We start from the raw sequence: 25584 nt of genomic DNA, 5'->3' as shown, positions 1-25584 counted from the left end.
ATATTCCTGTTAGACATTATTAGTACTAGTGTTTCCAAAAAAAAGAGGTTTATTCAGAATAAATTGTTAAAAATCAGATTAATAAAAATACCTTTTTAAGATTACGGTAAAAGTGTCGAATTTTGTATCTAAAAAATTACAAAATATAGTTTTCTAATGTCATTCTAATAAATTTTGATTAACAAAAATAACAGAACATTAAACAAGAAATTCTTAAATTTACATTGAAAAATCTTATCCTATTTTTTTCAAACACCTGAAAATCAACAACAAAACATATACATGAAAAATTTGATTTTTGAAACTTCATTAAAATCCAACCATAGTTTTGTGGTACCCGAAAAAATTGCCCAACATTGTTTGGATAAAAAGTATAAAAGAGTAGTAGTTGAAATCACTTTTAACAATCAAAAAATTAGATTTCATGCTGCGCTACAAAAGTTAAAACAGAATTACAACATTACTTTCAATACAACTAATCAAAAGAAACTAGGCATTTTTCCTTCAGATTATTTCAAAGTCCAGTTATTTGAAGACACCTCTAAATACGGTGTAGAAATGCCAGAAGAATTTGATGCAGTTTTACAAAGTGACCTCGAAGCTTTTGAAATATTTGAGTCACTAACAGATGGTAAAAAACGAAGTTTAATTTACTATATCTTAAAAATTAAGAAATCTCAAACCCGAATTGATAAAGCATTAATTATTACAGAGAATTTAAAACTTGGAATTAGGGATCATCAAGAATTAATAAAAAAAATCTAATCTCAATAGAAGAACTTAATTTTAACAACCCTTGTATTTCCTCTTTAAATTCTTTGTCATAAACTAAAACTACATTATCTTACGTTTAGAAACGACAAACAAATCATAAAAATTATGAAAACGTTAAAATTGGTAGTACTTACTTTCTTATCTATAGCAACATTTAGTTGTAAAGGTGAAAAGAAAGAAGCAACAGATCAAGAAAACAATACTGAAACAGTAACGTCTACTGAAAAAGGAGAAGAAGAAACTAAAACTATAACATTTGCATTAGTACCAAAAAGTGATAGTAATGTATCTGGAAATGTTACATTTACCGAATCTGAAGGTATGGTGAATATGGTAGCCGAAATAAATGGATTGAGCGAGGGTGAGCATGCTATTCATATTCATGAGAAATCAGATTGTTCTTCTGCAGATGGTAAATCAACAGGAGGGCATTGGAATCCAACTATGGAAGCTCATGGAAAATGGGGAGCAAAAGAAGGGTTTCATAAAGGAGATATAGGAAACCTAAAAGCCGATGCCGAAGGAAATGCAAGTATTACCTTTGCTACCAATGAATGGTGTATCGGTTGTGATGATGAGAAAAAAAATATTGTAGGCAGGGCAATAATTGTACACCAGGGTGTTGATGATTTTACTACACAACCAACAGGAGCTGCTGGAGGTAGAGTTAGCTGTGGTGGCATAATACAATAACCTTGTATAGAATAATTGAAAAAGCATTCTTCGATAAAATATTGAAGAATGCTTTTTTCTTTTATGTTTTTTGAAATAACTTAGCTAACTAACACTACTTTATGAATCCTTCAACTTCGGGTTGGGTAGAAAAATTTTTAAGAGATCTTGATGAGAATATTAATCTCCCACAATGGTCTTTTGATCAATTATATTCTGATTTAAGAAGAGTTGGTTTTATTTTTGGTACTTCGGTAGAAACTATTATTACAAACAATTCTGATATTGTTTATTCAGAAGAAGAAAAAACAAAAATCAATCTTTTTACGGCGTTAGTAGTTACCTATTACGATACTATAGAAAATGCTGATAAAAAAGACTGTATTCATGCACTCATTCAGTATTATGATTTTTTAGACACAAAGAAATCTTTTTTTTCTTTTACTAATGTACTTCCTGCTAATGAGAATGAAAAGCTAGAGAAAATTATACATACCCGCATTCAAACCAATGAATCTATTTTTAAGAAAAACTTCAGTCATCTTTTAACCAATGCCCTGCTATTTATTGATATACTGGCTTTTGAATATTATCTAATTCATGACAAAAACCCTTTTGAATATGCCGCAAAACTAGAGGAAACGTTAACAAATACCGTTTTTTTAGCATTAAACTCTAAACAACAGCAAGATGATTATGATAAATTATTAGTGAAGTTATTTGCATCATCTGTGCGATATACAGATATCTCGACAGAAGAAGATGCGAGTTTTGATTATATAGAATTAGACCCATATACCGATGAAATAGAGAAAAGATATATTATAGATCTAACTAGCCTTGCAGTATGGAATGATGACGAATTAGATAAAAATGAGCAAAGTTTTATGTCTGCACTTGGAGCAGAATTAAAACTATCAGATGTGGTAGTCAAAGAATCTATTGATTCGGTAAAAACATTTATAAATGACCACAAAGATCATATTTCATTCTTCAACTATTCTCATCCAGCGTTACACTTTTATCAACAGACTTCAAGAACAGTTCGTGTATTGATTTTGAGAAACAAAAAACGATTGATTAATGAGATTACAGAAAGTAAAGATTTAATGATTTTATTAGGTCAATCTACAATGCGAGATTTATCAAAACAAGAAAAGAAACAAGTAAAAAAGCAATTACTTGACATCTGTAAAACGGTTCCCTCTCTTGCAATTTTTATATTACCCGGAGGAAGCCTTTTACTACCTCTTTTGATAAAATTTATTCCTCAATTATTACCTTCAGCTTTTAACGAGAACAAACAATAATTATACCTCTAGTTTTTCAAGTTCTTTATAGTTGTTTTTTAACCTACGCGTTAAAATCCCATAAATTAATCTATAAAACAAAGCCACAAGACCAAGCGCTATAGCCAGCACAGCAATTGTACTTACGATTACTAAAAACACAGACACCCCTTCTTCTGAAGATTGATTTGAAAACTGATCCGTAAAAAATGCTAAATACGCTACAAGCGAAATGGTAGTTAACCCCAAAAAACTTAAGTTAAACCAAACATAATATTTTACAGTTTTTCGTGTTTTTAGAATATTTTGCATCAATACTTTTGCAGAATCCGTAGTCTGTATTCTTTTATAATTAAGATAAAACCTTACCATAAAATATATAAGAATAGAATACGATATCGTAGTGGAAATAATTGAAAAACCTTTCAAATTAACCCCTTCTAAGTCGTTATAATTACCACTTAATCTAACAACGATATCAATAGATGCCCATAATAAAAACTCTAACACGCTTATGATAAAAATCCACTTAACCATCGAAGAAGATTTCTTCAATATCATCTGGTAGATTTCTTTATAAGATAATCTAGGAAGCACACCTTCTTGCTTCTTCCAGTCTTTCTTTAATAATTCTAATTCGTCCATGGGGTTACGGATTTAATATTTTTTTCAATTTTGTCTTCACTCTATTCATTTTGACTCTGGCATTTACTTCACTAATACCCATAGTCTCGGCAATCTCTCTATACGATTTATCCTCCAGATATAAGAAAACCAAAGCTTTCTCAATATCATTTAACTGCTTTACTGCCGAATACATAAGTTTTAGTTGTTGTTCTACTTCATCATCATATTCCTCTGCCTTAATCTTAAAGTTCATGGAATCAAAATCTGTAGTCTTAATGCTCCTCTTAGACCTTCTATATAATGTAATTGCAGTATTTAATGCCACTCTGTACATCCAGGTACTAAACTTAGCATCACCTCTAAACTTAGGATATGCTTTCCAAAGCTGGATTGTGATTTCCTGAAACAAATCATTATGTGAGTCGGGATCATTGGTATAAATCCTACAAACTTTATGCACAATATTCTGATTCTGCTCAAGATTGGTTACAAAACTATGTTCTAAATCTTTATTCACTCTAGTCGGTTACGTTCTTATATGTAGTCAATAAAACATTTCTGTTACACTTAAATTCTAAATTTATCATTTTATGGGTAATAAACTTCATCAAAAAGTGATAAAACAATTTAGTATTATGACAGTTTCGAGCATAAAAAACGACGAATATGTAGCGTAAATAATTTTATCATTTTACCTTTGTTCTACAACATATAGATTATGAATATACCTTTCTCTAATCTACCCAGGTTAGTAATTATTGGCGGTGGTTTTGCAGGAGTTGCATTAGCTCGAAAAATGATTAAAGAACCTGTACAATTAGTATTAATAGACAGACATAATTACCACACGTTTCAACCTCTTTTATATCAAGTATCTACCTCTTCATTAGAACCAGATTCTATCGCATATCCTCTACGTAAAATTGTTAAAAGAGGAAAAAACACTTTCTTTAGAATGGCCGAAGTAGAGTCTATCGATCCCGCTACACAAAAGATCTATACCAATATTGGTAATATTTCTTACGATTATCTGGTTATTGCTACAGGAGCTCGTACTAACTTTTTTGGTAATACTACAATCGAAACTAATGCAATGCGCATGAAAAATCTTCCGCAAGCATTAAATTTGCGTAGTTTAATGCTAGAAAACCTAGAGCAAGCTGTAATTACTACTGATCCCGAAAAAAGAAAGGAGCTTTTAAATTTTGTACTTGCCGGAGCGGGTCCCACAGGAGTAGAACTTGCCGGGGGTATCGCAGAGCTAAAATTAAATGTCTTACCAAGAGATTATCCCGATATGGATTTTAGCGAAATGGAAATTCATTTAATCGAAGGTGCATCTCGTGTTCTTCCTCCAATGAGTGAACATGCCTCAAAAAAGGCAACCAAATTCTTAGAAAATATTGGAGTGCATATTCATCTAAATACTCAAGTCAAAAACTATGAGAATGAGTTGGTAACCACCAATACCGATCTATCTATTAGAACCGCAACATTTATATGGTCTGCCGGAGTTACTGGTGCACCTATATCTGGTCTAAAAGCCGAATCTCTTATCCCAAGAGCCAATCGCTATAAAGTAAACCAATGTAATCAAGTTGAGGGGTATACTAATGTTTTTGCCATTGGGGATATTTCTGTGATGGAAACCCAAGAGTACCCAAAAGGTCATCCTATGGTGGCTCAACCAGCCATACAACAAGGAAGACACTTGGCCAAAAATTTAAAACGGCATATAAAAGGAAAGGCAATGACCGCATTTAAATACTTAGACAAAGGATCAATGGCCACTATTGGTCGAAACAAAGCTGTGGTGGATCTCGGAAAATTTAGATTCGGTGGTTTTTTTGCCTGGTTTATCTGGATGTTTATCCATTTATGGTTTCTGGTAGGTTTTAGAAATCGATTTGTCACTTTCTTTAATTGGGTATACAATTATATTAATTACGACAAAGCGGCCAGATTAATTGTTAGACCATTTAAAAATGATAATGGTTCTACAGAAAGAGTGTAATGAAGGTTTTAACACGCTATAACCCCAAATTTTGAAGGTAGCTTACACTCTGATGTATTCGCCCTATTAAATAATCAGTTGTTTTTAGTCAACTTTGAATATTTAACACTGAAACTCTAGTGTTATTTGTTCAAAGACAAACCTTTTGTATTCAAACTCAAGTATTTTATATAGATACTCGAGTCTTTTATACTCAAAATCCAGTGTTTTTTACTCAAATTTTAATCCTTTAAATTCAAATGCTATATAAATTATAACTAAATACATTGCTTTAGTTTATTTATGTAAGCAAACTTTATTGGCATTTATCTATCAATTGATCATTGATTTTCTACAATTCGGTAAGACATTATTTCAGATTCTTTTAAGATAAATCACTTTTGACCTATCAATTCAAAAAAACTTACTGAAATGAAATTAAAACTAACCATACTTTTATTAATACTCTTTTACAACGTATCGGGTCAAACCACTATAAACGGAAAAGTCGTTGATAAAAAAGGGATTCCGATCATCGGTGCCAATGTATATCTAGAAGGTACGTATGACGGTAGCTCTTCAAACGAAACAGGAACCTTTTCTTTTACTACTTCAGAAACGGGGCATCAAAGTTTTATTGTTTCTTTTCTTTCTTTTGAAACATACACCTTACATAGAGACATTTCAGAAATGAAAAATTTGAATGTGGTCCTTAAAGAAGATGTAAACTCTTTGGGGAGCGTTGTATTAAATGCCGGAACATTCTCTGCAGGAGATAACAGTAAAGCTTCTGTGCTTACCCCCTTGGATATTGTAACAACAGCAGGATCTGCAGGAGATTATATCGCCGCGTTACAAACGTTACCAGGTACTTCTAATGCAGCAGAAGACGGACGTCTCTTTGTACGTGGTGGTGACGCTAATGAAACCAATATTTATATCGATGGCTTACGTGTTTTTCAGCCATTTTTAGCAACTACAAATAATATCCCAACTCGAGGTCGGTTTTCTCCTTTCCTTTTTAAAGGAACGAATTTTTCTACAGGTGGATATTCTGCAGAATTTGGCGATGCATTATCCAGCGTATTACAACTTAACACTATAGATGAACCCGATCAGAAAAAAACAGATCTTCAGTTTATTAATGTAGGATTGGGTGGAGGAAACACTCAAAAATGGGAGAACAGCTCATTAAGTGTAAATGCCTTTTACATAAATCTAAAACCGTATCAAGGTATTATAGAACAACGCGTAAAATGGATCAACCCTTACGAATCCTTATCAGGAGAAACGGTATATCGCCATAAGTTTAGCAATGATGGACTTTTGAAAATTTACGGCGGTTTAAATTATGCTGATTTCGAACTTATACAAGACGATATTAATGCTCCCCAAGGCGTCAATTTTGGATTAAAAAACAGAAACTTATACCTAAATGCGTCTTACAAAGGTGATCTTAAAAATGATTGGGATATTGCAACTGGCGCGAGCTTTGCTAATGATGAAAATGATATCAGAATTGACGACATAACTCTTGACGATACCGAGAATAGTTTTCATTTTAAAATGAAACTTAGAAAAAGGTTTAGTAATCAATTTAAACTAAGTTTTGGTGCAGAACAGTTCTTAACTACATTCTCTGAAAAAGCCGAAAGCCCAAGCTTTGATACTTTTGATACTACATATGATAATCCTAGCACCGCTGTATTTACCGAAGCCAATATCTTTTTTAGTAAAAAACTAGCACTACAGATTGGTGTTAGAGGTGTTCATAACACATTATTAAACTACAATAAAGTGTCTCCGAGAACATCTTTAGCCTACAAAACCTCATCAAAATCGCAGATATCACTTGCATATGGAGACTTTTATCAGGCTCCCCAACAGGATGTATTGAAATATAACTCAATGCTAGAGCCCGAAAAATCATCTCACTATATCCTGAATTATTTATACCAAGATAACGGTAGAACATTTAGAGCAGAAGGGTACTATAAATCATATAAAAGTCTTATAAAATTCGATACAGAGATCCCTATGTTTGATAGTAACTTTACCAATAATGGAGATGGATATGCTACAGGTTTAGATATTTTTTGGCGGGACAATAAATCGATCAAAAATCTTGACTATTGGGTTAGTTATTCCTACTTGGATACCAAAAGAAATTATAGAAACTACCCCAATAGAGCTACTCCAAATTTTGCAGCCAAGCACAATCTTTCTTTAGTCACAAAGTATTGGATTAAAGATTGGAAATCATTGATCAGTACTACCTACAACTTTACTTCTGGAAGGCCTTATAATGATCCAAATGAAAGTGTTTTTCAGAATCAAAAAACACGAACGTTTAATGCTGTTAATTTTAGCTGGGCATATTTAATTAGTCAGCAAAAAATTCTGTACTTCTCGGTCTCAAATGCACTGGATTTCAACAATGTTTTTAACTATCAATACTCCAATACTCCAGATGCCAATGGTAACTTTTCAAGACGGGCAATACGCCCCAATGCTGATCAGTTTTTTATTCTTGGATTCTTTTGGACTATCAGCGATAACAAAACCGATAATCAATTAGATACTCTATAATCTTAAAAATCAAAAATTATGAAGACTACATTTTTTACAGTAATCATAGCATTACTGGCACTATCAACATCCTGTTTTGCACAGAACAACAACCCATCAATAGATGTTATCATTACGAATATAAAATCTAATGATGGAACCCTAAAAATTGGTTTGTATAATAGCAAAGAAAGCTTCTTGAAAAGTATCTACAAATCAATTAGTATAAAAGCTAAAAAAGAAGGTGTACAAGTGACTTTTGAAAATATTAAAGAAGGAGAATATGCAATCTCTCTATATCATGACAAGGATAATAATCAAAAAATGAATACATTTTTCAGAATCCCAACAGAGCCCTATGGTGTTAGTAATAATGCAAAAGGGCAATTTGGCCCTCCAAAATGGGAAGATGCTAAATTCATTATTTCTACCGAAAAAGAAATACAACATATTACACTATAAAATATAAGGAACATTTCATCCATCAAAAACTACAATTGAGTCATAAATACTATAATAAGATACTTACCCAATCGATATTTGTCTTATAAATCAAAACATAACAACTATGAAAACACTACTAATTATACTAAGTTTTTTAACAGCTACTACAATCAATGCACAAGCTGCATATGAAAAAGGAATGACCAAAGCTTTTGAATTATGGAGAAGTAAAACCCCAGATGAAGCGATTAATCTTTTTGAGCGTATTGCCAAAGCTGAAAAAGAAAATTGGCTACCATTTTATTATGCCGCGCAGGTACATATTGTTACCACTTTTGGAATAAAAGATGCAGAAGAAATCGAGTTAAGATTAAAAAAAGCTCAGAATTTTCTAAATGAAGCCAAAACATTTTCTAAAGACAATGCCGAAATCCTAATCATGGAAGCAATGCTTAATACTGCTTATGTTGCTTATAACCCATCGGTATACGGACCTACACTTTCTGCTAAAGTTGAAGAACTCTATCAAAAAGCTAAAGCTTTGCAGCCCGAAAATCCTCGTGCAATTTTATATCATGCCGAGTGGAAAATGGGTAGTGCAAAATTCTGGGGTAAAGACCCAAAGGCCTTTTGTCCTGAGATAGAAAAAGCTATCTTGTACTTTGAAAAGGAGACACATGATACTCCCTTTTATCCTAAATGGGGAAAGGGTCAGGTACAAAGGGTTCAACAAAGCTGTAAACAATAGGTTGAATACATAAAAAAACGACAAAAATACATGTTCGATTTACGAAAAATATTGAAAATAAGCATTATCCTCGCGATATGTATTGAATTGGTTATTATAATCTTTGGTACTGGAGGTCCATTGACATACAAAAGCGTATTAGAAAGCACCATTATACAATTTATGTTTGCTTTTCCACTTACGCTGGTAAATGCATATTATTCTGATTTTATCGGTAAATTTTACACATGGGGAAAGCAGCCTCAAAAAAGATTATGGTTTGGCGCTATTGGTGCTATAATTCTAACTATGGTTACCATAATCGCGATACGTTTAGTACTTGTCGTTGGGTATTATGGAAAACCTTTAGAACAATTTATACAAGACGAAAAATTAAGCTATTATCTAAGTGGTTTTGTCATAACCCTTATCGTTACACTCTTTTTTCATGCATTCTTTTTCTTTAAAGAATTACAAAAACAAAAAATAACAGAACAAAAAATTATTGCCGGTACCGCTTCGGCGAAGTTTGCTGCCTTAAAAAACCAGCTTGATCCACATTTCTTGTTCAATAGCCTTAATGTATTAACCTCTCTTATTGATGAAAATCCAAAGATGGCTCAAAAGTTTACTACATCGCTTTCAAAAGTCTATAGGTATGTATTAGAACAAAAAGATAAAGAATTAGTAACAATAGATGAAGAATTAGCGTTTGCAAAAACTTACATGACCCTATTACAATTGCGGTTTGAAGATAGTATCATATTCGAGATGCCTGAAAAAGCTACAAATCCCGAAGCCAAAGTTGTACCGCTTTCGCTACAAATTTTATTAGAAAACACGATAAAACACAATGTGGTAATGCAAACAAGACCATTGCACATTAAAATTTATGAAAAAGATAATTTCTTAATCGTAGAAAATAACCTTCAGCCTAAAGAGGTAATAAAACAAAGTAGCGGTGTCGGTTTAGGAAATGTACAACAACGATATGCATTATTGACTAAAAGGAAATTTTCAGTATACAAAACTAATGATGCTTTTATTGCAGAGCTTCCGATATTAACAAGAAAAATAAAATTTGCAGCTCTTGAAGCTTCACAAGCTTTAGAAAATATTGAACATGAAAAAACTATAAAATACGAACGCGCAAAAGAGCAAGTGAAAAAGATAAAAGACTTTTACGGTAACCTTACTGCATACTGTATTGTTATTCCATTTTTAGTATTTGTTAATTATCAAACTAATGAGTTGCAGTTTCCTTGGTTTTTATTTGCCATGGGAGGCTGGGGGCTTGGTATAATTTTTCACTACATGGAAGCTTTTGATCATCATCTTTTTTTGGGAAAAGACTGGGAGAAAAGAAAGATTAAGAAATACATGACCGAATCAAAAAACAAAAGTTATGACTAATGATAATCTAAAGAAAAAAAGCTATTACAAAGCAAAAAAGCGAGTAGAAAAAGAAAAAGGATTCTACGGTCACCTTATGGTATATATTGTAATAAATATCGCTATTGTAATAATTCATAGAGTGGTGTACCTTAATATTGATAAGATTAATCCTGATCATGGTTTTACCGAATGGCTTAATTGGAATTTATTGTTCACACCTGTGTTATGGGGTATTGGTTTATTAATTCACGGAGCATGTGTTTTCAAGAAAAACTTCTCTTTTTTTAAGAGGCTAAGGCGTTCTATTTTTAGCAAAGAATGGGAAGAAAATAAAATTAAAGAACTTATAGACAAAGACGATTTTTAAAATATATAATTATGAGAAATTTTGAAGAACAAAAACGATATGAACGCGCGAAAGAACGTGTAGAAGAATTAAAAAAGTTCTATAACAACCTTATATCCTATTTTGTTGTTATTGGATTTTTAGCCGGATTAAATTACTATCAAAATGAGTGGCACTACGCCTGGTTTTTATGGGCTGCCTTTGGTTGGGGGATCGGTATCGTTTTTCATGCTATCAAAGCCTATAGAGTGAACCCCATGTTTGACAAAGACTGGGAAGATCGAAAAATCAGAAAATATATGGACGAAGAACAGGATAAAGACAAACAACTTTGGGAGTGAAACAAGGAAACAATGAGAGAAGGAAACAATGAGAGAAGGAAACAATGAGAGAAGGAAGCAATGAAAGAATGAGGGAATGAACTAATAGAAGAGCGAAAACCTTTATAATAAAATGATGCGAATATTAAATTTTTAAACCACTACGCGTATTTTATATGGAAAAAACTAAATTCATTGAAAATTTTAAAAAGAGAACAAAAAAACTATCTATAGATATTATTTTAATGTACAATACATTACCCAAAAATGAGGCTACTAAAATAATTGGTTATCAAATTATTAAAAGTTCTACCTCTACTGCTGCCAACTATAGAGCTTCTTGTATCGCAAGATCTAAAAAAGAGTTCTATTCTAAAATGTCTATTACAACTGAAGAAGCCGATGAAACCGTTTTTTGGTTAGAAATTTTAGAGGAATCAGGACTAGCAAGTACAGACAAAATAAGTCCTTTATTAAAAGAAGCCAATGAAGTTTTAAAGGTTGTATCAAAGGCAAGAAAAAATACATCATTTCAATAACCTTTAATTCATTTAATCATTAATTCATTTAATCATTAATTCATTTAATCATTAATCCATGAACATCATTATCATCGAAGACGAAAAACCCGCAGCCAGACGCCTAAATAGAATGCTGTCTGATCTAAACATAACTGTAAACACTATGCTACATTCTGTGCAAGAATCTATAGAATGGTTTGGTAATAATGAACACCCTGATTTAATTTTTCTCGATATTCAACTAAGTGATGGATTGTCTTTTGAGATCTTTGATGCTTTAACTATAAAAAGTTCGATCATTTTTACAACGGCTTATGATGAATATGCACTTAAAGCCTTTAAATTAAATAGTATTGATTATCTGTTAAAACCAATCGATGATGAAGAACTAGAAACAGCAGTTAATAAATACAAAGAACACCTTCCTAAAAAACAGCAATTACAGGTAGATTTTGAAGATATTAAAAAGCTACTCATCAACCCAATGGATAGGGTGTATAAAAAACGTTTTACAGCCCGAGTGGGGCAACACCTTAAAATATTCCCAGTAGAAGAAATTGAATGCTTTTATTCTGAAAATAAAGGAACATACTTACACACGACCGATAATAGAAATTATTTGATTGATACTACGCTCGAAGCACTCGAAAATGAATTAAATCCACAACAATTCTTTCGTATAAGCAGAAAATTCTATGTGAATATTAATGCCATTAAAGATATTATATCCTATACAAATTCAAGACTTCAAATCAAGTTTAATAATTTTAATGAGCAGGAAGTTATTGTAGCAAGAGAAAGAGTTAAGGATTTTAAATCTTGGTTGGAATAAAATAACGTTTTGTAAGGTCATCATTCAAAATCTTCTACGTCACTACCATTTTTCGATAGTTAATCTTCAAAAAAAACTCTTGACCTCAAAAACTGTGGTTTGTAATGCTAGAATTATAGGCCGAAGCTCAAATTTAGCGTAACCGTTCAGTTAACTAAATGTTGTATAGTTCATTCTTAGGTTTTAGTTTTGATCTATTCAAAAAGAAGACACAAAAAGAATACTTGCAAGATTAACAATATAGCCCCTTATACCCCGGCTTAAGGACATGCTGGAGAATATGGAGGAGTATAAAGTAAATCGATAGATGAACTCCTACCTAATAAATGGATCGTGTTATAATGGTAAGAATTACATATGCATATAATCTTGCCATTTTATAAGTAAGGGATCAATTTCGCTATCCCCATTTAAGAGTTCCAAAGCAAGGTTTCCAATTGCACGCAATACAATTTGCATTTGACCGGCATTTGCAGCAATGTATATGCCAGTTTTTGAGTCTGTTTCTGCTTTAAAACAAGTAGAAAACCCAGGAACCCCACCTGTGTGTGTTAAATACTTTGTATTATTCTTTATAACTACTCCAATTCCAAACCCATAATTACTTCCAAACTGTGGTTCCTGCATCTTGGTCACAGAATTTGAGTTCAAGATAGATTGACCATCAAAAGAACCTTGATTCAATTGGGCAATATAAAAATTAGCCATTTCCGGGGAGGTCAAATAAGCATCGCCTGCAGGATATACATCAAAACGAGATTGATACTCGGGAATTGGTTGATTGTCTTCTAAAGAATATGGTAGAGCTAGTTCCTCAATCATACTTGGAGTGGGCACAATTGGACCTTTAGATTCAATTTGAAGCGGTATTAGAATATTATCCACTATGTAATCTTGATAAGACATTCCTGACACTTTTTCAATTATCAACCCTGCAAGACCATAACAATGATTGCAGTATTGATAATTTATTCCAGGTGGTTCTTCAGTACTTATTTCAGAAGCAAATTTTTCTAGTGTTTTAGGTAGTTTTCTTTCCCATACTGGAATAATCTCAATTGGCCCAGTTAATCCTGAATGATGACTTAACAAGTGACGAAATGTAACAGGTGTTCCATCATTCGAAAGATCCTTAATTGGTGATTCTCCTAAATATTTGTTTATAGGATCATCAATGTCCAATTTACCAGCTTCTACTAATTGCATTATAGCTGTTGCTGTGACGAATTTGAAATTTGAACCAGTACTATATATAGTAGAACTAGTTGCAGGAACTTTTTTCTTAACATTCGCAAACCCGAATGCCTCTGACCAAATAATGGTATCACCTTTAATCAGCGACAAAGAAACAGAGGGTATGCCGGTATCCATTAATATTTTATTGATTTGTTCCTTGAGTATTTTTTTTGATTGTTCTAGATCGAATTTGTGTTTTGGCTCGCTAACTTGAGAAATAGATTTATTGGTTATAAGTAGGAGACCAAACAATAATAAGAATAGAGTTTTATTCATAATTTTTAGTTCTGTTGCTAGTGAGATATAATGGGAGTTTGTGTATTAATATGGTTTTGTTAATTCAAATATATTGAAGTTGTTCTTGACTAATGATTAAGTTTCTGCTTTTTATAAAAAAGTGCTTAAAATTAAAGCAACTGGTATGTGTTTTTTAAATGTATTACCTAATCAAAGAAAAGTGCCCATTTACATTCTGCCCATCTCTTAAGTCTAAGTTATACCAATATTCTGATGAAGGTAATAATCGGCCTCGATATGTGCCATTCCATCCAGTTCCATTGGGTGATATTTGTTTCAAAAGTTTACCTAGTCTATCATAAATACTAAGTAATGCGTTAGGGTAGTTTTCGATTCCTTCAATATGCCATATATCGTGAAAACCATCATTATTAGGCGTAAAATACTCGGGATATACTAACAATATAAAATCTTGAGTATCTAATCCACAGCCATTTTCACCTCTAACATAGATAGTGTATAGACCACCTTCTACATTCGTAAAGACATTACTGTCCTGAAAAGATACTCCATCGATAGAATATCCGAATGCCCCAGAATTAGAGGTTGTAACAATAATAGAATCTCCATCAGAAGTAATATTGTCTATAATCGGTATACTATTTTGGGTAAGTGTTATGGTTTTGACACTAGAACATCCATTAGTATTCGTTACTTCTACTGTATACGTACCGGGCGTATTGACCAAAATTTGTGAGCTGGTCTCCCCAGTATTCCATAAATACGTAACATTAGTTATTCCGGCATCCAGAGTGATATTTTCACCTTCACAAAAGGATAAGTTTTCATCAAAAACTAGTGGTAATTCATAGAATCCCGCTGTAACAGGAATTCTTGTGTCTGAAATACAATTGGCAAGGGTTGATATAGCTTCAGCATAGTACACTCCTGCAGTATCTACTTGATACGATGTATTACCCGCAAGTAATAAATTGCCTCCAATAGCACTATCATACCAATTTACGGTTTCATTGTTAGAAACGGTTACCGATATGGTCAAGTTTTCATTTTCACAAACAATAACATCCCCATTACTAACAGGAGTATTGGGTTCTGCTATAACCGAAACATCAAATACTTCGGATAATGAATTACATAATGGATTGGCAAGATTAATAGGGTCTTCGGCAACTTTAACCCTATAAGACACCGAACTTATAATTGGCGGAGTAGCATATATCGAAGTTGTTTCTCCAGGAATATCGAACCAAGTAAGCCCATCTACGCTTTGTTGCCATTGATATGCATGAGTAGCATATATCGAAAAATCCGGATTTGCCATTAACTGTGTAGAAAAAGGTGTATCATCCTGACAAATGGCAACATCTGCATTGTTTTGGTTGTCTGTTACGGTAATGAAATCTCCACAAGTTCTAAAAACTATATCATCAATCGCCAAATCGTTACCACAACCGCCATTACCGTTATTAATCATTTTAAGAATTACAGAGGTCTGTCCTGGTACCGTTTGAAATACTAAACCATATTGCTCCCAAACCGGTGATGCACTACTACCAATATTTCCGGTATCTCCTGATGCTAATAAATTAGTATCGGTACTATCCCATATTTGAAACCTAACATTGATTGGTATTCCACCACCTCCACAATTATTAGCACTGGGTAATAAATTTAATAACCATGCAGAAAATTCATATGAGGTATTTTCACAAAGCCCAGCTACTGTACGTCTAAAGAACTCTCCAGCTGTGACATCGGCATTAAAAATTAAGCTTTTTCCGTTAGCATCATTAGGGGTATGATCCGAGGTATCATGCCAATCAAAATACCCGGTAAAATTAGAGATTGTATATTCTCCATCATCAGGGGTTCCATCTATATAGGTATATGTAGTAACTCCTGCTGGTAATTGAGGCCCATTGGTAACACCTGTTCCAAAAGTTTCATTAAATATGGGATCTCCTGAGTTGCCATTACAAAACCCTAGTTGTGCCTGTGCATTAAAAAACACAAGATTAGTTGCAAGAAAAAATACGAAGCGTAGTATCCTAGGGGTCATTTTCATGCCCCGAATATAGCACAATTTAACAAATATTTAATAATTTGTTTTGATTTCAAAACTAGGAATACGTCAATATTATTTTTGAAATTCATATGCTTTTAAATGTACCCAAATATATCTAACAAAGAGTATTACTTAATTAATACTCCCATTGTCTCTTTTTATTTAGCTCTTCTTCAGCTTCTAATTCTTCTTGAGGTATCACCTTGAGAAATGATGAATGTTGTTCAATAGCATATTCTAATTTTTCAACAATATCATCAATTGAATCTTTGTCATAATCAATATCCAGAGGTGGTTTGATTACCATAGACTGTAAAATTCCCTTCTTTTTAATTACCACTCCTTTTTTATCAAAAGATCTTCGAAATCCATCAATTACTATAGGGATTACAATAGGTTTATACTGCCTAATGATATGTGCTGTACCCTTTCTAATAGGTTTGAAGGGTTTTGTTGTTCCCTGCGGAAATGTGATCACCCAACCATCTTCTAAAGCTCTTGAAATATTGGTAATATCGCTCATCTTTACCTGGCGATTAACGTCCTTCCCTTTTTCTCTCCATGTACGCTCTACGGTTATGGCTCCGGCATATGCCAGCACTCTTGCCAATAAGCCAGCTTGCATAGTCTCTTTTGCTGCCACATAATAAAGATTCATTTTGGGCTGCCATAAATATCCCACATTTTTAATAGAATCTGTACGACCACTTAAACTAGCATTAAAAACATGAAACATTGCAACTACATCTGCAAAATAGGTTTGGTGATTAGAAACAAATAAGACACCATTATCAGGAAGATCCTTAAAAATTTCGCTCCCTTCAATCTTTAATTCATTAAAACCACGATAGCGCCTATGCGTTAAGCCACCCATAATACGGATCAGCCATTTTTTTAAAAATAATATATGCCCAAAAGGATTTCTCTTAAACAACCCCATAAATACATTCTTGTTTAGTATGTTATTTAGTGTCGATGTATCTTAATTACTCTTGTAAAATTGTAATGATTTGATTTTCAATGAAAATTACTAACAAAAGATTAAAAAACCGATATGTTCTTCGATAAATTCTTGTGAAAATTTCGAAAAGACAAGTTCCAAATATACAAAATCATTGCTCTTTTGAAATTTTTAAAAACATTTTGAGTTCACTTAGCATCATAGCCGTTGCTCCCCAAACCACATAACTATTTAATTTAAAAGATGGTACCTCTATATTTTTCGCATACGAAGTAGACAATATTTGTGCCTTTACGTTATCCTCATTCAACAATTCTGCTAATGGAACCTCGATTACCTTGGCAACTTCTTCTTTTTGTAATACAAAATCGGGTCGTTCTTCGGTAAAACCCATAAAAGGATGCACCCAAAAATTAGAAGGAGGAATATATACTTTGGTTAATGATTTTATTACTTCAACAGTATGTATATGTACACCAATTTCTTCCTGGGTTTCTCTTAATGCTGTTTCTGTATAATTTTGATCTTGCATTTCTACTTTTCCTCCGGGCAATGCAATCTGTCCAGAATGCACGCCTTCATACTCGGGTCTCAAAATTAAAGCAATGTGTGTTGTGCTCTCTTTTGGATAAAAAAGCATCATCACTGCAGCATTTCTGGGGTTTCTTTCTTCAATCATTATCGCATTAAGCTCTTTCATTCTAATCTCTGGAGCCATAATAAAATGTGAAGATTCTCCCGGTACCGACATTTTCTTTATTTTTGGAACTAATTTTTTAAATGTTTCAAATGTCATTGACCAGATCTATTTTAACTTTTTGCACTTGCATTCTTTTATTCTCTAATTGTGAAGATACACAATCTAAAAAAAATAAACAGAAAACAATAGATTCTCATTCGGGAAGTGATACTACTGTAGTTGAAGATAACCATAAAAAAGAAATAGTAAGTGATCCTGTTTTGCAAAAAAAAGAGGCCGAAGAAGAACCGTTTAAACTTACAAACAAAAACCTTAGGGAGTTTATGACCAATTATGGGAACGAAAACCCTGAAACTTTGGTAAGAATAAAAACCACGTATGGTAATATTGATATCCAATTATATACTGAAACACCAATACACAGAGCCAATTTTATCTATCTGGTTAAGCAGAAATATTTTGACGAGACTTTTTTCTACCGGGTAGCTAAAGGATTTGTAATTCAAGGAGGTAATAGCGATCGACAACAAATGGCCGTTAGACGTTTCCAAATTGGGGAATATACAATTCCGCAAGAACCTGTTAAAGGTCTAACGCATACTCGTGGTGCAGTAGCATTGTCAAAGCAATGGGTAGATAATCCCTCTAACCGTTCAACCCCTTTTGAATTTTTTATCGTTATTGCAAAAAAAGGAGCATATCATCTTGATGGAGAACACACTATTTTCGGAAAAGTAGTAAAAGGTATGGCCGTAGCCGATAAGATATCTAATGTTCCTGTAGACGGAAGTGAATGGCCAAAAGAAAATATTTTTATAAAAGCTGAAGTGATTAAGTAATGGTTTCAGGTATCGGGTATCTGGTATCTGGTTTCTGGTATCGGGTATCTGGTTTCTGGAAAATACTTAAAAAGTGTGCAATGCACCTCATTACCCAATTTACAATCGTTGCGTATAGTAATTATAATCTTTTAAAATAGTATCTAAAAATTGGCGATCATACAATTCAGACTTTACTTCTAACACTTCTTCTACCTTATTTCGCAATGCTGTTAATGTTTTAAAATCATTAGATTTTCTTGCAATACGATAGGTGTCTTTAATTAATCGAACATCTTTATCTGAAAGCTTGGTTACATTTAAAAATTGAGGTCGATAATCATCGTTGACTTCCTCTAAAATGGTATGCGATATTTTTACTTTCTGTTTTGTACTGATTACAATAGTACCTGCTGCAGCATCACCAAGTCGCTGACGTTTACTCGAAAATAAAATGCTAAATACGCCAACCGATGCCATAAAGATCCAAATATCAACTAATCGCAACATCCATCTAACCAAATAATTACTCCAGCTAGCAGGTAAGCCATCAATACGCACAACTTTTATTTTCAAAATCATTTTTCCAACGGTTCTGCCGTTAAAGAGAATATGCATATACAATGAATAAAACATAACAGGTAACAATAAGAGAGATTGTATCCCAAATACGGTCCAATTATCTTCGAAAGCAGTTCCTACAAGAGCTGTAATAAAATTTACAATAAAGAGATAAAGCCAAAATATCGCAAGATCAATTAAAAATGCGAGCATCCTCTCTCCTATGCTAACAGTTTTATAATCCAGATTTACATTTTGTGTGGTATTGATTGCTATATTTGACATTTATAAGTAAGTGATTATCTTTAACAAAAAATTGATAGATGCGGGAAGCAGCTTTTGTGAAGCAAAATAAAGAAAAATGGATCGCTTTTGAAAAGGCAATACATGAAAATTTCAAGATTAGTCCAGATCAACTTGCAGATTACTACATACATTTGACTAATGATTTGTCCTATGCTCAAACGTATTACCCCGATAGCAAGACCCTACTTTACCTTAATTCTTTGGCCTCACAAGCACATCAAAAGATATATATCAATAAAAAAGAAAGTAAAAATAGGATTGTCGAGTTCTGGAAAACAGAATTTCCTTTATTTTTCTCTCAACATCAAAAAACATTATTTTATACTTTTCTGATTTTTACCGCCGCATGTTGTATCGGGGTTATTTCTGCTTTAAATGATTCTTCATTTTTAAGATTAATTTTAGGAGACGCCTATGTTAATGAAACGCTCAGTAACATCGAAAAAGGAGACCCAACGGCAATTTATAAAAGCGGAAGCATGGTAGGTTCCTTCCTTGGGATAACAATAAACAATATAAGAGTAGCATTCTTGGCGTATGCTTTTGGGGTGATCACCTCTATAGGAACTGCTTACGTATTATTTAGCAATGGAATTATGCTTGGAGCTTTTATTACTTTTTTTTATACAAAAGGCCTTTTATTTGAGGCCTCTAAGTCGATATGGCTACACGGAACAATAGAAATTTCTGTAATCATAATAGCAGGTTGTGCTGGGATAGTAATGGGAAACAGTATACTATTTCCTAAAACCTATTCTAGAAGAGTGTCCTTTATGAAAGGCGCAAAAGATGGTCTAAAAATAGTGGTAAGCACTATTCCATTTTTTATTATTGCCGGATTTATAGAAGGGTTTATTACGCGATATTCTAACATGCCTGTATGGCTGGCCATGTCAATTATATTTAGTTCTTTAGCACTCATTATATTTTATTATATCATATACCCCAATCTTTTAAAAAAAACATATGAAAGAAGATAACTATATAGAACTTAAACAAAATAGAGATCTCGGAGAAATAATCTCTACCTATTTTGATTTCTTTAAACAAAATCTAAAAAGCTTTACTAATATTTTCATAAGTTATAACGGTATTTTTATTCTTTTGCTATTAGGAGTAAGCTATCTTATGGTAACAGGTTTCATTGGTTTATATGATAGTAGTGGCACTACAGGATTTGGTAGCGCCAACAGAGATGATTCCTTTATGTTTATAGGTATAGGTTTCTTTTTCTTCTTTATTGTATTTATGATCATTGCCGCATTAAATTATAGTTTAGCATCTGGATACATGATTACCTATGAACAACAAAAAAAAGTCATAGAGAACAAACATGACGTCTGGAATTTTGTAAAAGAAAATTTTGGTAAAATATTTATCTTTATTTTACTATTGATACCGATATATATTGGTTTTATGATCATTTCTGTAATCTTGGCAATTATCCCTATTATAGGTACATTAGTACAATATGTACTACAATTTGCATTAACTGCTTGGATTGGATTATCTTTTATGGTGATGTTGCATGAAAATAAAAGTACTACAGATGCCTTGGGAGAAGGTTGGGATTTGGTAAGAAGTAATTTTTGGAAATGTGTTGGGGTTAATTTCATTCTCGGGTTACTAGTTGGACTATTAGTACTATTTATTATTGTAGCCATACCAGGAGTAATTGGTGGTGTTTATACCTATATTATGATTGACACCGGGGGCGACATAGTAAACTCAGCCGTGGCCAAAATTATATATACTCTTGGGCTATGTATCATTTTAGTGATCTTGGCATATTCGCAATCATTATCCCAGTTTATTAACGGAATTTTATATTTCTCTTTACATGAACAAAAATACAATGTAAATACAAGAGAAAAGATTGATCAAATCGGTACTGGTGAATAAGAAAGGATACTATATTATATTTGTTTTTTTAGTAGCTCATTTATTTTCACCAGTGTGGGCACAACAAGACTCGCTCAAAATAGCAATTGATAGTAGTAAGGTATCTGTTATTGATTTTTCTGATGATTTGTCTAAAAAATATACAGGAGATGAATTTGATTACAATACGGTTGAAGGCGAAGCAGAAAATTTCTTAGCCAGAGCGCTAAATTGGTTTTTTAATAGCCTACAGAGTATTTTTGGAGTCACAATTGACCCTCTATTGGCTAAACTACTAGAAAACATTATCTATATTGTACTCATTGGTATTGCAGTATACATTTTAATCAGGGTGCTGGTAGGGAAAGATGCCGTATCTTTTTTCAGAAAAAAGAATACCCTTGTTGCTCCAATACAAATTACCGAAGAACATATCGAAAAAATAAATCTAGACAAATTGGTTAGTGACGCGCTTAAAGAAAAAGATTATCGTCTTGCTGTACGATATATGTATCTAAAGACATTACAAGATTTATCAATAAAGAAAATAATTGATTACCATTTCGAAAAAACCAATACAGATTATTATCGAGAAATTGCAGATATTACTTTAAAGCAAAATTTTAACAGAGTTTCTTATCTATATGATTATATATGGTATGGTAAATTTGAGTTAGATAAAAATGGGTATCTAAATGCCAAAGAGTCTTTTGACGTGTTAAATTCTAAAATGAAAAACTTTGGATAAAAAGTCAAGAAATATATTGATTCTCTTTGGGGTAGCATTATTGGCCATCATTGTTATCGAACTGTCCAGACCTACACCTATAAATTGGAAATCGAGTTATACATCATCAGACAAAATACCATTTGGTGGATATATCCTTTTTGAAGAACTAAAAAACCTCGAAAACGATAAAGAGATTCTTCCTATTTCAAAAAATCCTTTTGATTTCTTAAGTAGCCAAGAGTACCAATCTAATTCTGCATATCTCTTTATCAATTCCAACATCAATTTTGATAAAAGATCTTATGAAAAACTTATTGAATACGTAAGACAAGGAAATTCTGTGTTTCTTTCTGGAGAAAATTTTGGGCAAATTCTAAAGGATTCCTTAAATATCGAAACAGAGGTAGATTATCAACTCACAGAAAAAGAAATCACACCTACGTTCTTCTCTTCTTTCATAAAAGAAGATTCGTTACCAAAATTCAAAAAGAATATCTACAAAACAGTTTTTAAAAGTTTCGATACCACAAAAACTACAACATTAGGACATTACAAGAATGAGGAAACTGCAGAGAGGCTCAATGAGGTTAATTTTATAAAGGTAGAAGAAGGTAAAGGAACCCTATATTTAAACACACTCCCTCAGGCATTCTCTAATTACTACATGCTTAACGGAAATCAGAAATATGCAGCCACATGTCTTTCATTTATAGATAATCATCAAATATTATATTGGGATGATTATCTAAAAGATGGTCGTAAAATTATAAATTCGCCTATGCGGTTTGTATTAAATCAAACCTCATTACGATGGGCTTGGTATCTTTTAATTATTGGTTTGTTGATTTTTATAATTTTTACAGGAAAAAGAGAACAACGAATAATCCCTATTGTTAAGCCGTTAGAAAATACTTCGATAGAGTTTACTAAAACTATCGGAAACTTATATTTTCAGTATAAAGATTATAGTGATATCATTTCAAAAAAAATTACCTACTTCCTCGAAAAAATAAGAAGTACATATTATATAAATACAAATACGCTCGATACAGATTTTATGAATAGGCTTGCCGTAAAAACAAATCACTCTTTAGAAGAAACGAAAGACCTCATCGATTATATCAATACTTTAAGAGGAAAAGCGATTCACAGTGAAGAAGATTTGATAGCCTTGAATAAAAAAATAGAAGAATTTACAATATAAATTATGGAAGAAACTAACGAAAATCCTTTGGAGTTTAACAGTAGAATAGATCTTAAAAACCTACAAGAAGCTGTTCAAAAAATAAAAGATGAGCTGGGCAAAGTAATTATTGGTCAACACGAGATGATCGATTTGTTGATTATTTCTATCCTGGCCAATGGGCATTCTCTTATTGAAGGAGTTCCGGGAGTAGCAAAAACTGTTACAGCTAAACTACTTGCCAAAACGATGAGTGTAGATTTCAGTCGAATTCAGTTTACCCCTGATTTAATGCCAAGTGATATTCTTGGAACGTCAATTTTTAATGTAAAGACATCAGAATTCGAATTCAAAAAAGGGCCGATATTTTCAAATATTATACTGATTGATGAGATTAACCGTGCTCCAGCCAAAACCCAGGCAGCTTTGTTTGAAGTAATGGCAGAGCGACAGATTACCATAGACGGAATTGAAAATAAAATGCAGAGTCCACTTCTGGTATTTGCAACACAAAACCCTATAGAACAAGAAGGCACTTATGCTTTACCCGAAGCGCAATTAGATCGCTTTTTGTTTAAAATTAATGTGGGTTATCCTTCAGTTGAAGAAGAAGTAACCATTCTAGAAGGACATCACCAAAGAAAGAATGCTGTTCCTACAGAAATGATTCAGCCGGTTCTAAATGCCAAGCAAATTGCAGAGTACCAGGAAATCATTAAAAGCATCATCATAGAGAATAACTTATTAAAATACATTGCCTCTATTGTAAACAATACCCGAAACAATGGAAATCTTTACCTTGGGGCATCTCCCAGAGCATCTATAGCGATTATGAATGCCTCAAAAGCAATGGCGGCTATTAGTGGTCGAGATTTTGTTACTCCCGATGATATAAAAAAGGTGGCAGCCCCTGTGTTAAGGCATCGAATTATATTAACCCCAGAAAGAGAAATGGAAGGTTTTACAGCCGAAAAAGTAGTATTGCAGATTATTGAAACAATAGAAATACCTAGATAGTGAAAGCTTTTTTAAAGAGTTTATACCTAAGACAATTATTTTTTACGCTACTCTTTTCGATAGCGGCACTTTTTATTGTTTCCTATTTTTTTGAAAACTTGTTTAGCATTGCTAAACTTTTACTCTTTATACTTCTGGGCGGACTTATATTTGACATTCTACTGTTATACAGAAATAAAATAGGCACTCAAGCTCATCGAGCCCCGCCCGAAAAATTATCAAATGGTGATCAAAACAATATTGAGATTACCATAGTTAATCGATATCAATTTACGAGTGCCATTAAAATTATCGATGAGTTGCCAATACAGTTTCAGCATAGAAATTTTGCTATTGAATCGCGTCTAAAACCTTCTGAAGAGAAAAAATTCATCTACGAATTACGACCTACCCAACGCGGTGAGTACCACTTTGGAAACCTTACCATTTTCACCTCCTCTCCATTAGGACTTATCGCAAAAAAAAGGCAGTTTTCTACTAATGTAATGGTACCTAGCTATCCTTCGTTTTTACAACTTAAAAAGTATGATTTTATAGCCTTTACCAATAAGTTAAGACAATACGGACTTAAAAAAATAAGAAGAATAGGCCATACACTAGAATTTGAACAAATTAAAGAATACGTATCTGGTGATGATATCCGAAACATTAATTGGAAGGCCACTGCCAAAAAAAACCACTTAATGGTAAATCAATACCAGGACGAAAAATCGCAGCCTATATATTCTGTTATCGATACAGGTCGTGTTATGAAAATGCCTTTTAATGAGTTAAGCTTATTAGACTACGCTATTAACGCCACTCTGGTAATTTCGAATATTGCTATCAAAAAGCAAGATAAGGCGGGTATGTTTACATTCTCTAGAAGAGTAGAAAACACTATTGTAGCGCAACGAAGACAAAGCCAGATGAATTTGATACTGGAAACGTTATACAACATCAACACAGATTTTGCAGAATCAGATTTTGCACGATTATATATAGATGTAAAACGTAATATTACACATCGAAGCTTACTTCTACTATATACAAATTTTGAAACTCTAGATGGATTGCATAGACAACTACCTTATCTACAAGCTATTGCTAAAACTCATTTATTAGTGGTTATTTTCTTTGAAAACACAGAGTTGAAATTAGTATTAGACCAATCTGCCGTCTCTACCAAACAAATTTTTGAAAAAACCATTGCCGAAAAATTCGTGTACGAAAAGAAAATGATTGTTAATGAATTAAGTAAACATGGCATCCATTCGATACTTACGGCTCCAGAGGATCTTACCATAAACACTATCAATAAGTATTTAGAAATTAAAGCCAGAGGACTTTTGTAATTTTCAATTTAAAAACTCAAATTGAT

General features: G+C 32.7%; 26 protein-coding genes. 19 read left to right on the top strand and 7 right to left on the bottom strand.

What is annotated here, in order from left to right; genetic code table 11:
* Positions 1–282 precede the first annotated feature (282 nt).
* The 3 genes from ABW637_RS12920 to ABW637_RS12910 all read left to right on the top strand — a co-directional run bounded on the left by ABW637_RS12920 (position 283) and on the right by ABW637_RS12910 (position 2756).
* Positions 283–765, top strand: a complete 483-nt coding sequence (locus tag ABW637_RS12920) for a YdeI/OmpD-associated family protein (RefSeq protein ID WP_367585117.1) — start codon at positions 283–285, stop codon at positions 763–765.
* A 114-nt stretch (positions 766–879) separates the two neighbouring features.
* Entirely contained in the window at positions 880–1467 is a 588-nt protein-coding gene (locus ABW637_RS12915) for a superoxide dismutase family protein (protein ID WP_367585116.1), read from the top strand.
* 101 nt (positions 1468–1568) lie between these two features.
* A complete protein-coding gene (locus ABW637_RS12910; RefSeq protein WP_367585115.1) occupies positions 1569–2756 on the top strand; it encodes an LETM1-related biofilm-associated protein in 1188 nt (395 codons plus the stop codon).
* Here ABW637_RS12910 and ABW637_RS12905 read toward each other — a convergent pair whose 3' ends face one another.
* Together ABW637_RS12905 and ABW637_RS12900 are read right to left on the bottom strand one after the other, a co-directional pair.
* Positions 2757–3380 (bottom strand): DUF8845 family protein, encoded by a 624-nt coding sequence (locus tag ABW637_RS12905; RefSeq protein ID WP_367585114.1) that lies wholly within the window; start codon positions 3378–3380, stop codon positions 2757–2759. It abuts the gene before it with no gap.
* A gap of 4 nt (positions 3381–3384) precedes the next feature.
* Complete coding sequence (locus ABW637_RS12900) at positions 3385–3879, bottom strand: RNA polymerase sigma factor (protein WP_367585113.1); 495 nt, start codon at positions 3877–3879, stop codon at positions 3385–3387.
* A 201-nt stretch (positions 3880–4080) separates the two neighbouring features.
* Between ABW637_RS12900 and ABW637_RS12895 the strand changes: the two genes are divergently transcribed.
* From ABW637_RS12895 to ABW637_RS12855, 9 genes are all read left to right on the top strand, one after another.
* Positions 4081–5376 carry an NAD(P)/FAD-dependent oxidoreductase gene (locus tag ABW637_RS12895; protein WP_367585112.1) on the top strand — a complete coding sequence of 432 codons (1296 nt, stop codon included), beginning with the start codon at positions 4081–4083 and terminating at the stop codon, positions 5374–5376.
* A 411-nt stretch (positions 5377–5787) separates the two neighbouring features.
* Positions 5788–7944: a TonB-dependent receptor gene (locus tag ABW637_RS12890; protein WP_367585111.1), complete on the top strand. Its 2157-nt coding sequence runs from the start codon at positions 5788–5790 to the stop codon at positions 7942–7944.
* A gap of 18 nt (positions 7945–7962) precedes the next feature.
* A complete protein-coding gene (locus ABW637_RS12885) occupies positions 7963–8385 on the top strand; it encodes a DUF2141 domain-containing protein (RefSeq protein ID WP_367585110.1) in 423 nt (140 codons plus the stop codon).
* Between the two features lie 106 nt (positions 8386–8491).
* Positions 8492–9115 carry a hypothetical protein gene (locus ABW637_RS12880; protein WP_367585109.1) on the top strand — a complete coding sequence of 208 codons (624 nt, stop codon included), beginning with the start codon at positions 8492–8494 and terminating at the stop codon, positions 9113–9115.
* A 30-nt stretch (positions 9116–9145) separates the two neighbouring features.
* Complete coding sequence (locus ABW637_RS12875; RefSeq protein WP_367585108.1) at positions 9146–10507, top strand: 2TM domain-containing protein; 1362 nt, start codon at positions 9146–9148, stop codon at positions 10505–10507.
* Positions 10500–10856, top strand: a complete 357-nt coding sequence (locus ABW637_RS12870; protein ID WP_367585107.1) for a 2TM domain-containing protein — start codon at positions 10500–10502, stop codon at positions 10854–10856. Before ABW637_RS12875 ends, ABW637_RS12870 begins: the two co-directional genes overlap by 8 nt.
* Before the next feature lie 11 nt (positions 10857–10867).
* A complete protein-coding gene (locus ABW637_RS12865; RefSeq protein ID WP_367585106.1) occupies positions 10868–11176 on the top strand; it encodes a 2TM domain-containing protein in 309 nt (102 codons plus the stop codon).
* A gap of 155 nt (positions 11177–11331) precedes the next feature.
* Positions 11332–11694 (top strand): four helix bundle protein, encoded by a 363-nt coding sequence (locus ABW637_RS12860; RefSeq protein ID WP_367585105.1) that lies wholly within the window; start codon positions 11332–11334, stop codon positions 11692–11694.
* Positions 11695–11752: 58 nt separating this feature from the next.
* Complete coding sequence (locus ABW637_RS12855) at positions 11753–12508, top strand: LytR/AlgR family response regulator transcription factor (protein WP_367585104.1); 756 nt, start codon at positions 11753–11755, stop codon at positions 12506–12508.
* 351 nt (positions 12509–12859) lie between these two features.
* Here ABW637_RS12855 and ABW637_RS12850 read toward each other — a convergent pair whose 3' ends face one another.
* From ABW637_RS12850 to ABW637_RS12835, 4 genes are all read right to left on the bottom strand, one after another.
* A complete protein-coding gene (locus tag ABW637_RS12850; protein ID WP_367585103.1) occupies positions 12860–14020 on the bottom strand; it encodes a serine hydrolase domain-containing protein in 1161 nt (386 codons plus the stop codon).
* Between the two features lie 163 nt (positions 14021–14183).
* Entirely contained in the window at positions 14184–16067 is a 1884-nt protein-coding gene (locus ABW637_RS12845; RefSeq protein WP_367585102.1) for a T9SS type B sorting domain-containing protein, read from the bottom strand.
* Positions 16068–16203: 136 nt separating this feature from the next.
* Positions 16204–17007: a lysophospholipid acyltransferase family protein gene (locus ABW637_RS12840; protein ID WP_367585101.1), complete on the bottom strand. Its 804-nt coding sequence runs from the start codon at positions 17005–17007 to the stop codon at positions 16204–16206.
* Between the two features lie 172 nt (positions 17008–17179).
* Complete coding sequence (locus tag ABW637_RS12835; protein ID WP_367585100.1) at positions 17180–17824, bottom strand: NUDIX hydrolase; 645 nt, start codon at positions 17822–17824, stop codon at positions 17180–17182.
* Between ABW637_RS12835 and ABW637_RS12830 the strand changes: the two genes are divergently transcribed.
* Positions 17818–18567, top strand: coding sequence for a peptidylprolyl isomerase (locus ABW637_RS12830; protein ID WP_367585099.1), 750 nt, complete (start codon positions 17818–17820; stop codon positions 18565–18567). The two genes, ABW637_RS12835 and ABW637_RS12830, sit on opposite strands and share 7 nt — an antisense overlap.
* 99 nt (positions 18568–18666) lie before the next feature.
* On the opposite strand, the gene ABW637_RS12825 is transcribed toward ABW637_RS12830, so the two are convergent.
* Positions 18667–19392: an RDD family protein gene (locus ABW637_RS12825; protein WP_367585098.1), complete on the bottom strand. Its 726-nt coding sequence runs from the start codon at positions 19390–19392 to the stop codon at positions 18667–18669.
* 38 nt (positions 19393–19430) lie between these two features.
* Here ABW637_RS12825 and ABW637_RS12820 point away from each other — a divergent pair, with 38 nt between their 5' ends.
* Genes ABW637_RS12820 through ABW637_RS12795 form a run of 6 tightly spaced genes read left to right on the top strand, consistent with a single transcriptional unit; the run spans position 19431 to position 25558 of the window.
* Positions 19431–20393 (top strand): stage II sporulation protein M, encoded by a 963-nt coding sequence (locus ABW637_RS12820; RefSeq protein ID WP_367585097.1) that lies wholly within the window; start codon positions 19431–19433, stop codon positions 20391–20393.
* Positions 20380–21315, top strand: coding sequence for a hypothetical protein (locus tag ABW637_RS12815; protein WP_367585096.1), 936 nt, complete (start codon positions 20380–20382; stop codon positions 21313–21315). The genes ABW637_RS12820 and ABW637_RS12815 overlap by 14 nt, the downstream gene beginning before the upstream one ends.
* The gene (locus ABW637_RS12810; protein ID WP_367585095.1) at positions 21308–22042 is read left to right on the top strand and encodes a hypothetical protein; all 735 of its coding nucleotides are present in this window, start codon (positions 21308–21310) and stop codon (positions 22040–22042) included. Before ABW637_RS12815 ends, ABW637_RS12810 begins: the two co-directional genes overlap by 8 nt.
* Positions 22035–23228: a DUF4350 domain-containing protein gene (locus ABW637_RS12805; protein ID WP_367585094.1), complete on the top strand. Its 1194-nt coding sequence runs from the start codon at positions 22035–22037 to the stop codon at positions 23226–23228. The genes ABW637_RS12810 and ABW637_RS12805 overlap by 8 nt, the downstream gene beginning before the upstream one ends.
* 3 nt (positions 23229–23231) lie before the next feature.
* Positions 23232–24224, top strand: a complete 993-nt coding sequence (locus ABW637_RS12800) for an AAA family ATPase (RefSeq protein ID WP_367585093.1) — start codon at positions 23232–23234, stop codon at positions 24222–24224.
* Positions 24224–25558: a DUF58 domain-containing protein gene (locus ABW637_RS12795; RefSeq protein ID WP_367585092.1), complete on the top strand. Its 1335-nt coding sequence runs from the start codon at positions 24224–24226 to the stop codon at positions 25556–25558. Before ABW637_RS12800 ends, ABW637_RS12795 begins: the two co-directional genes overlap by 1 nt.
* Positions 25559–25584 lie beyond the last annotated feature (26 nt).

The sequence above is a fragment of the Aquimarina penaris genome (assembly GCF_040786285.1).
Lineage (GTDB): Bacteria > Bacteroidota > Bacteroidia > Flavobacteriales > Flavobacteriaceae > Aquimarina.
This window is presented reverse-complemented; position numbering and strand designations above follow the sequence as displayed.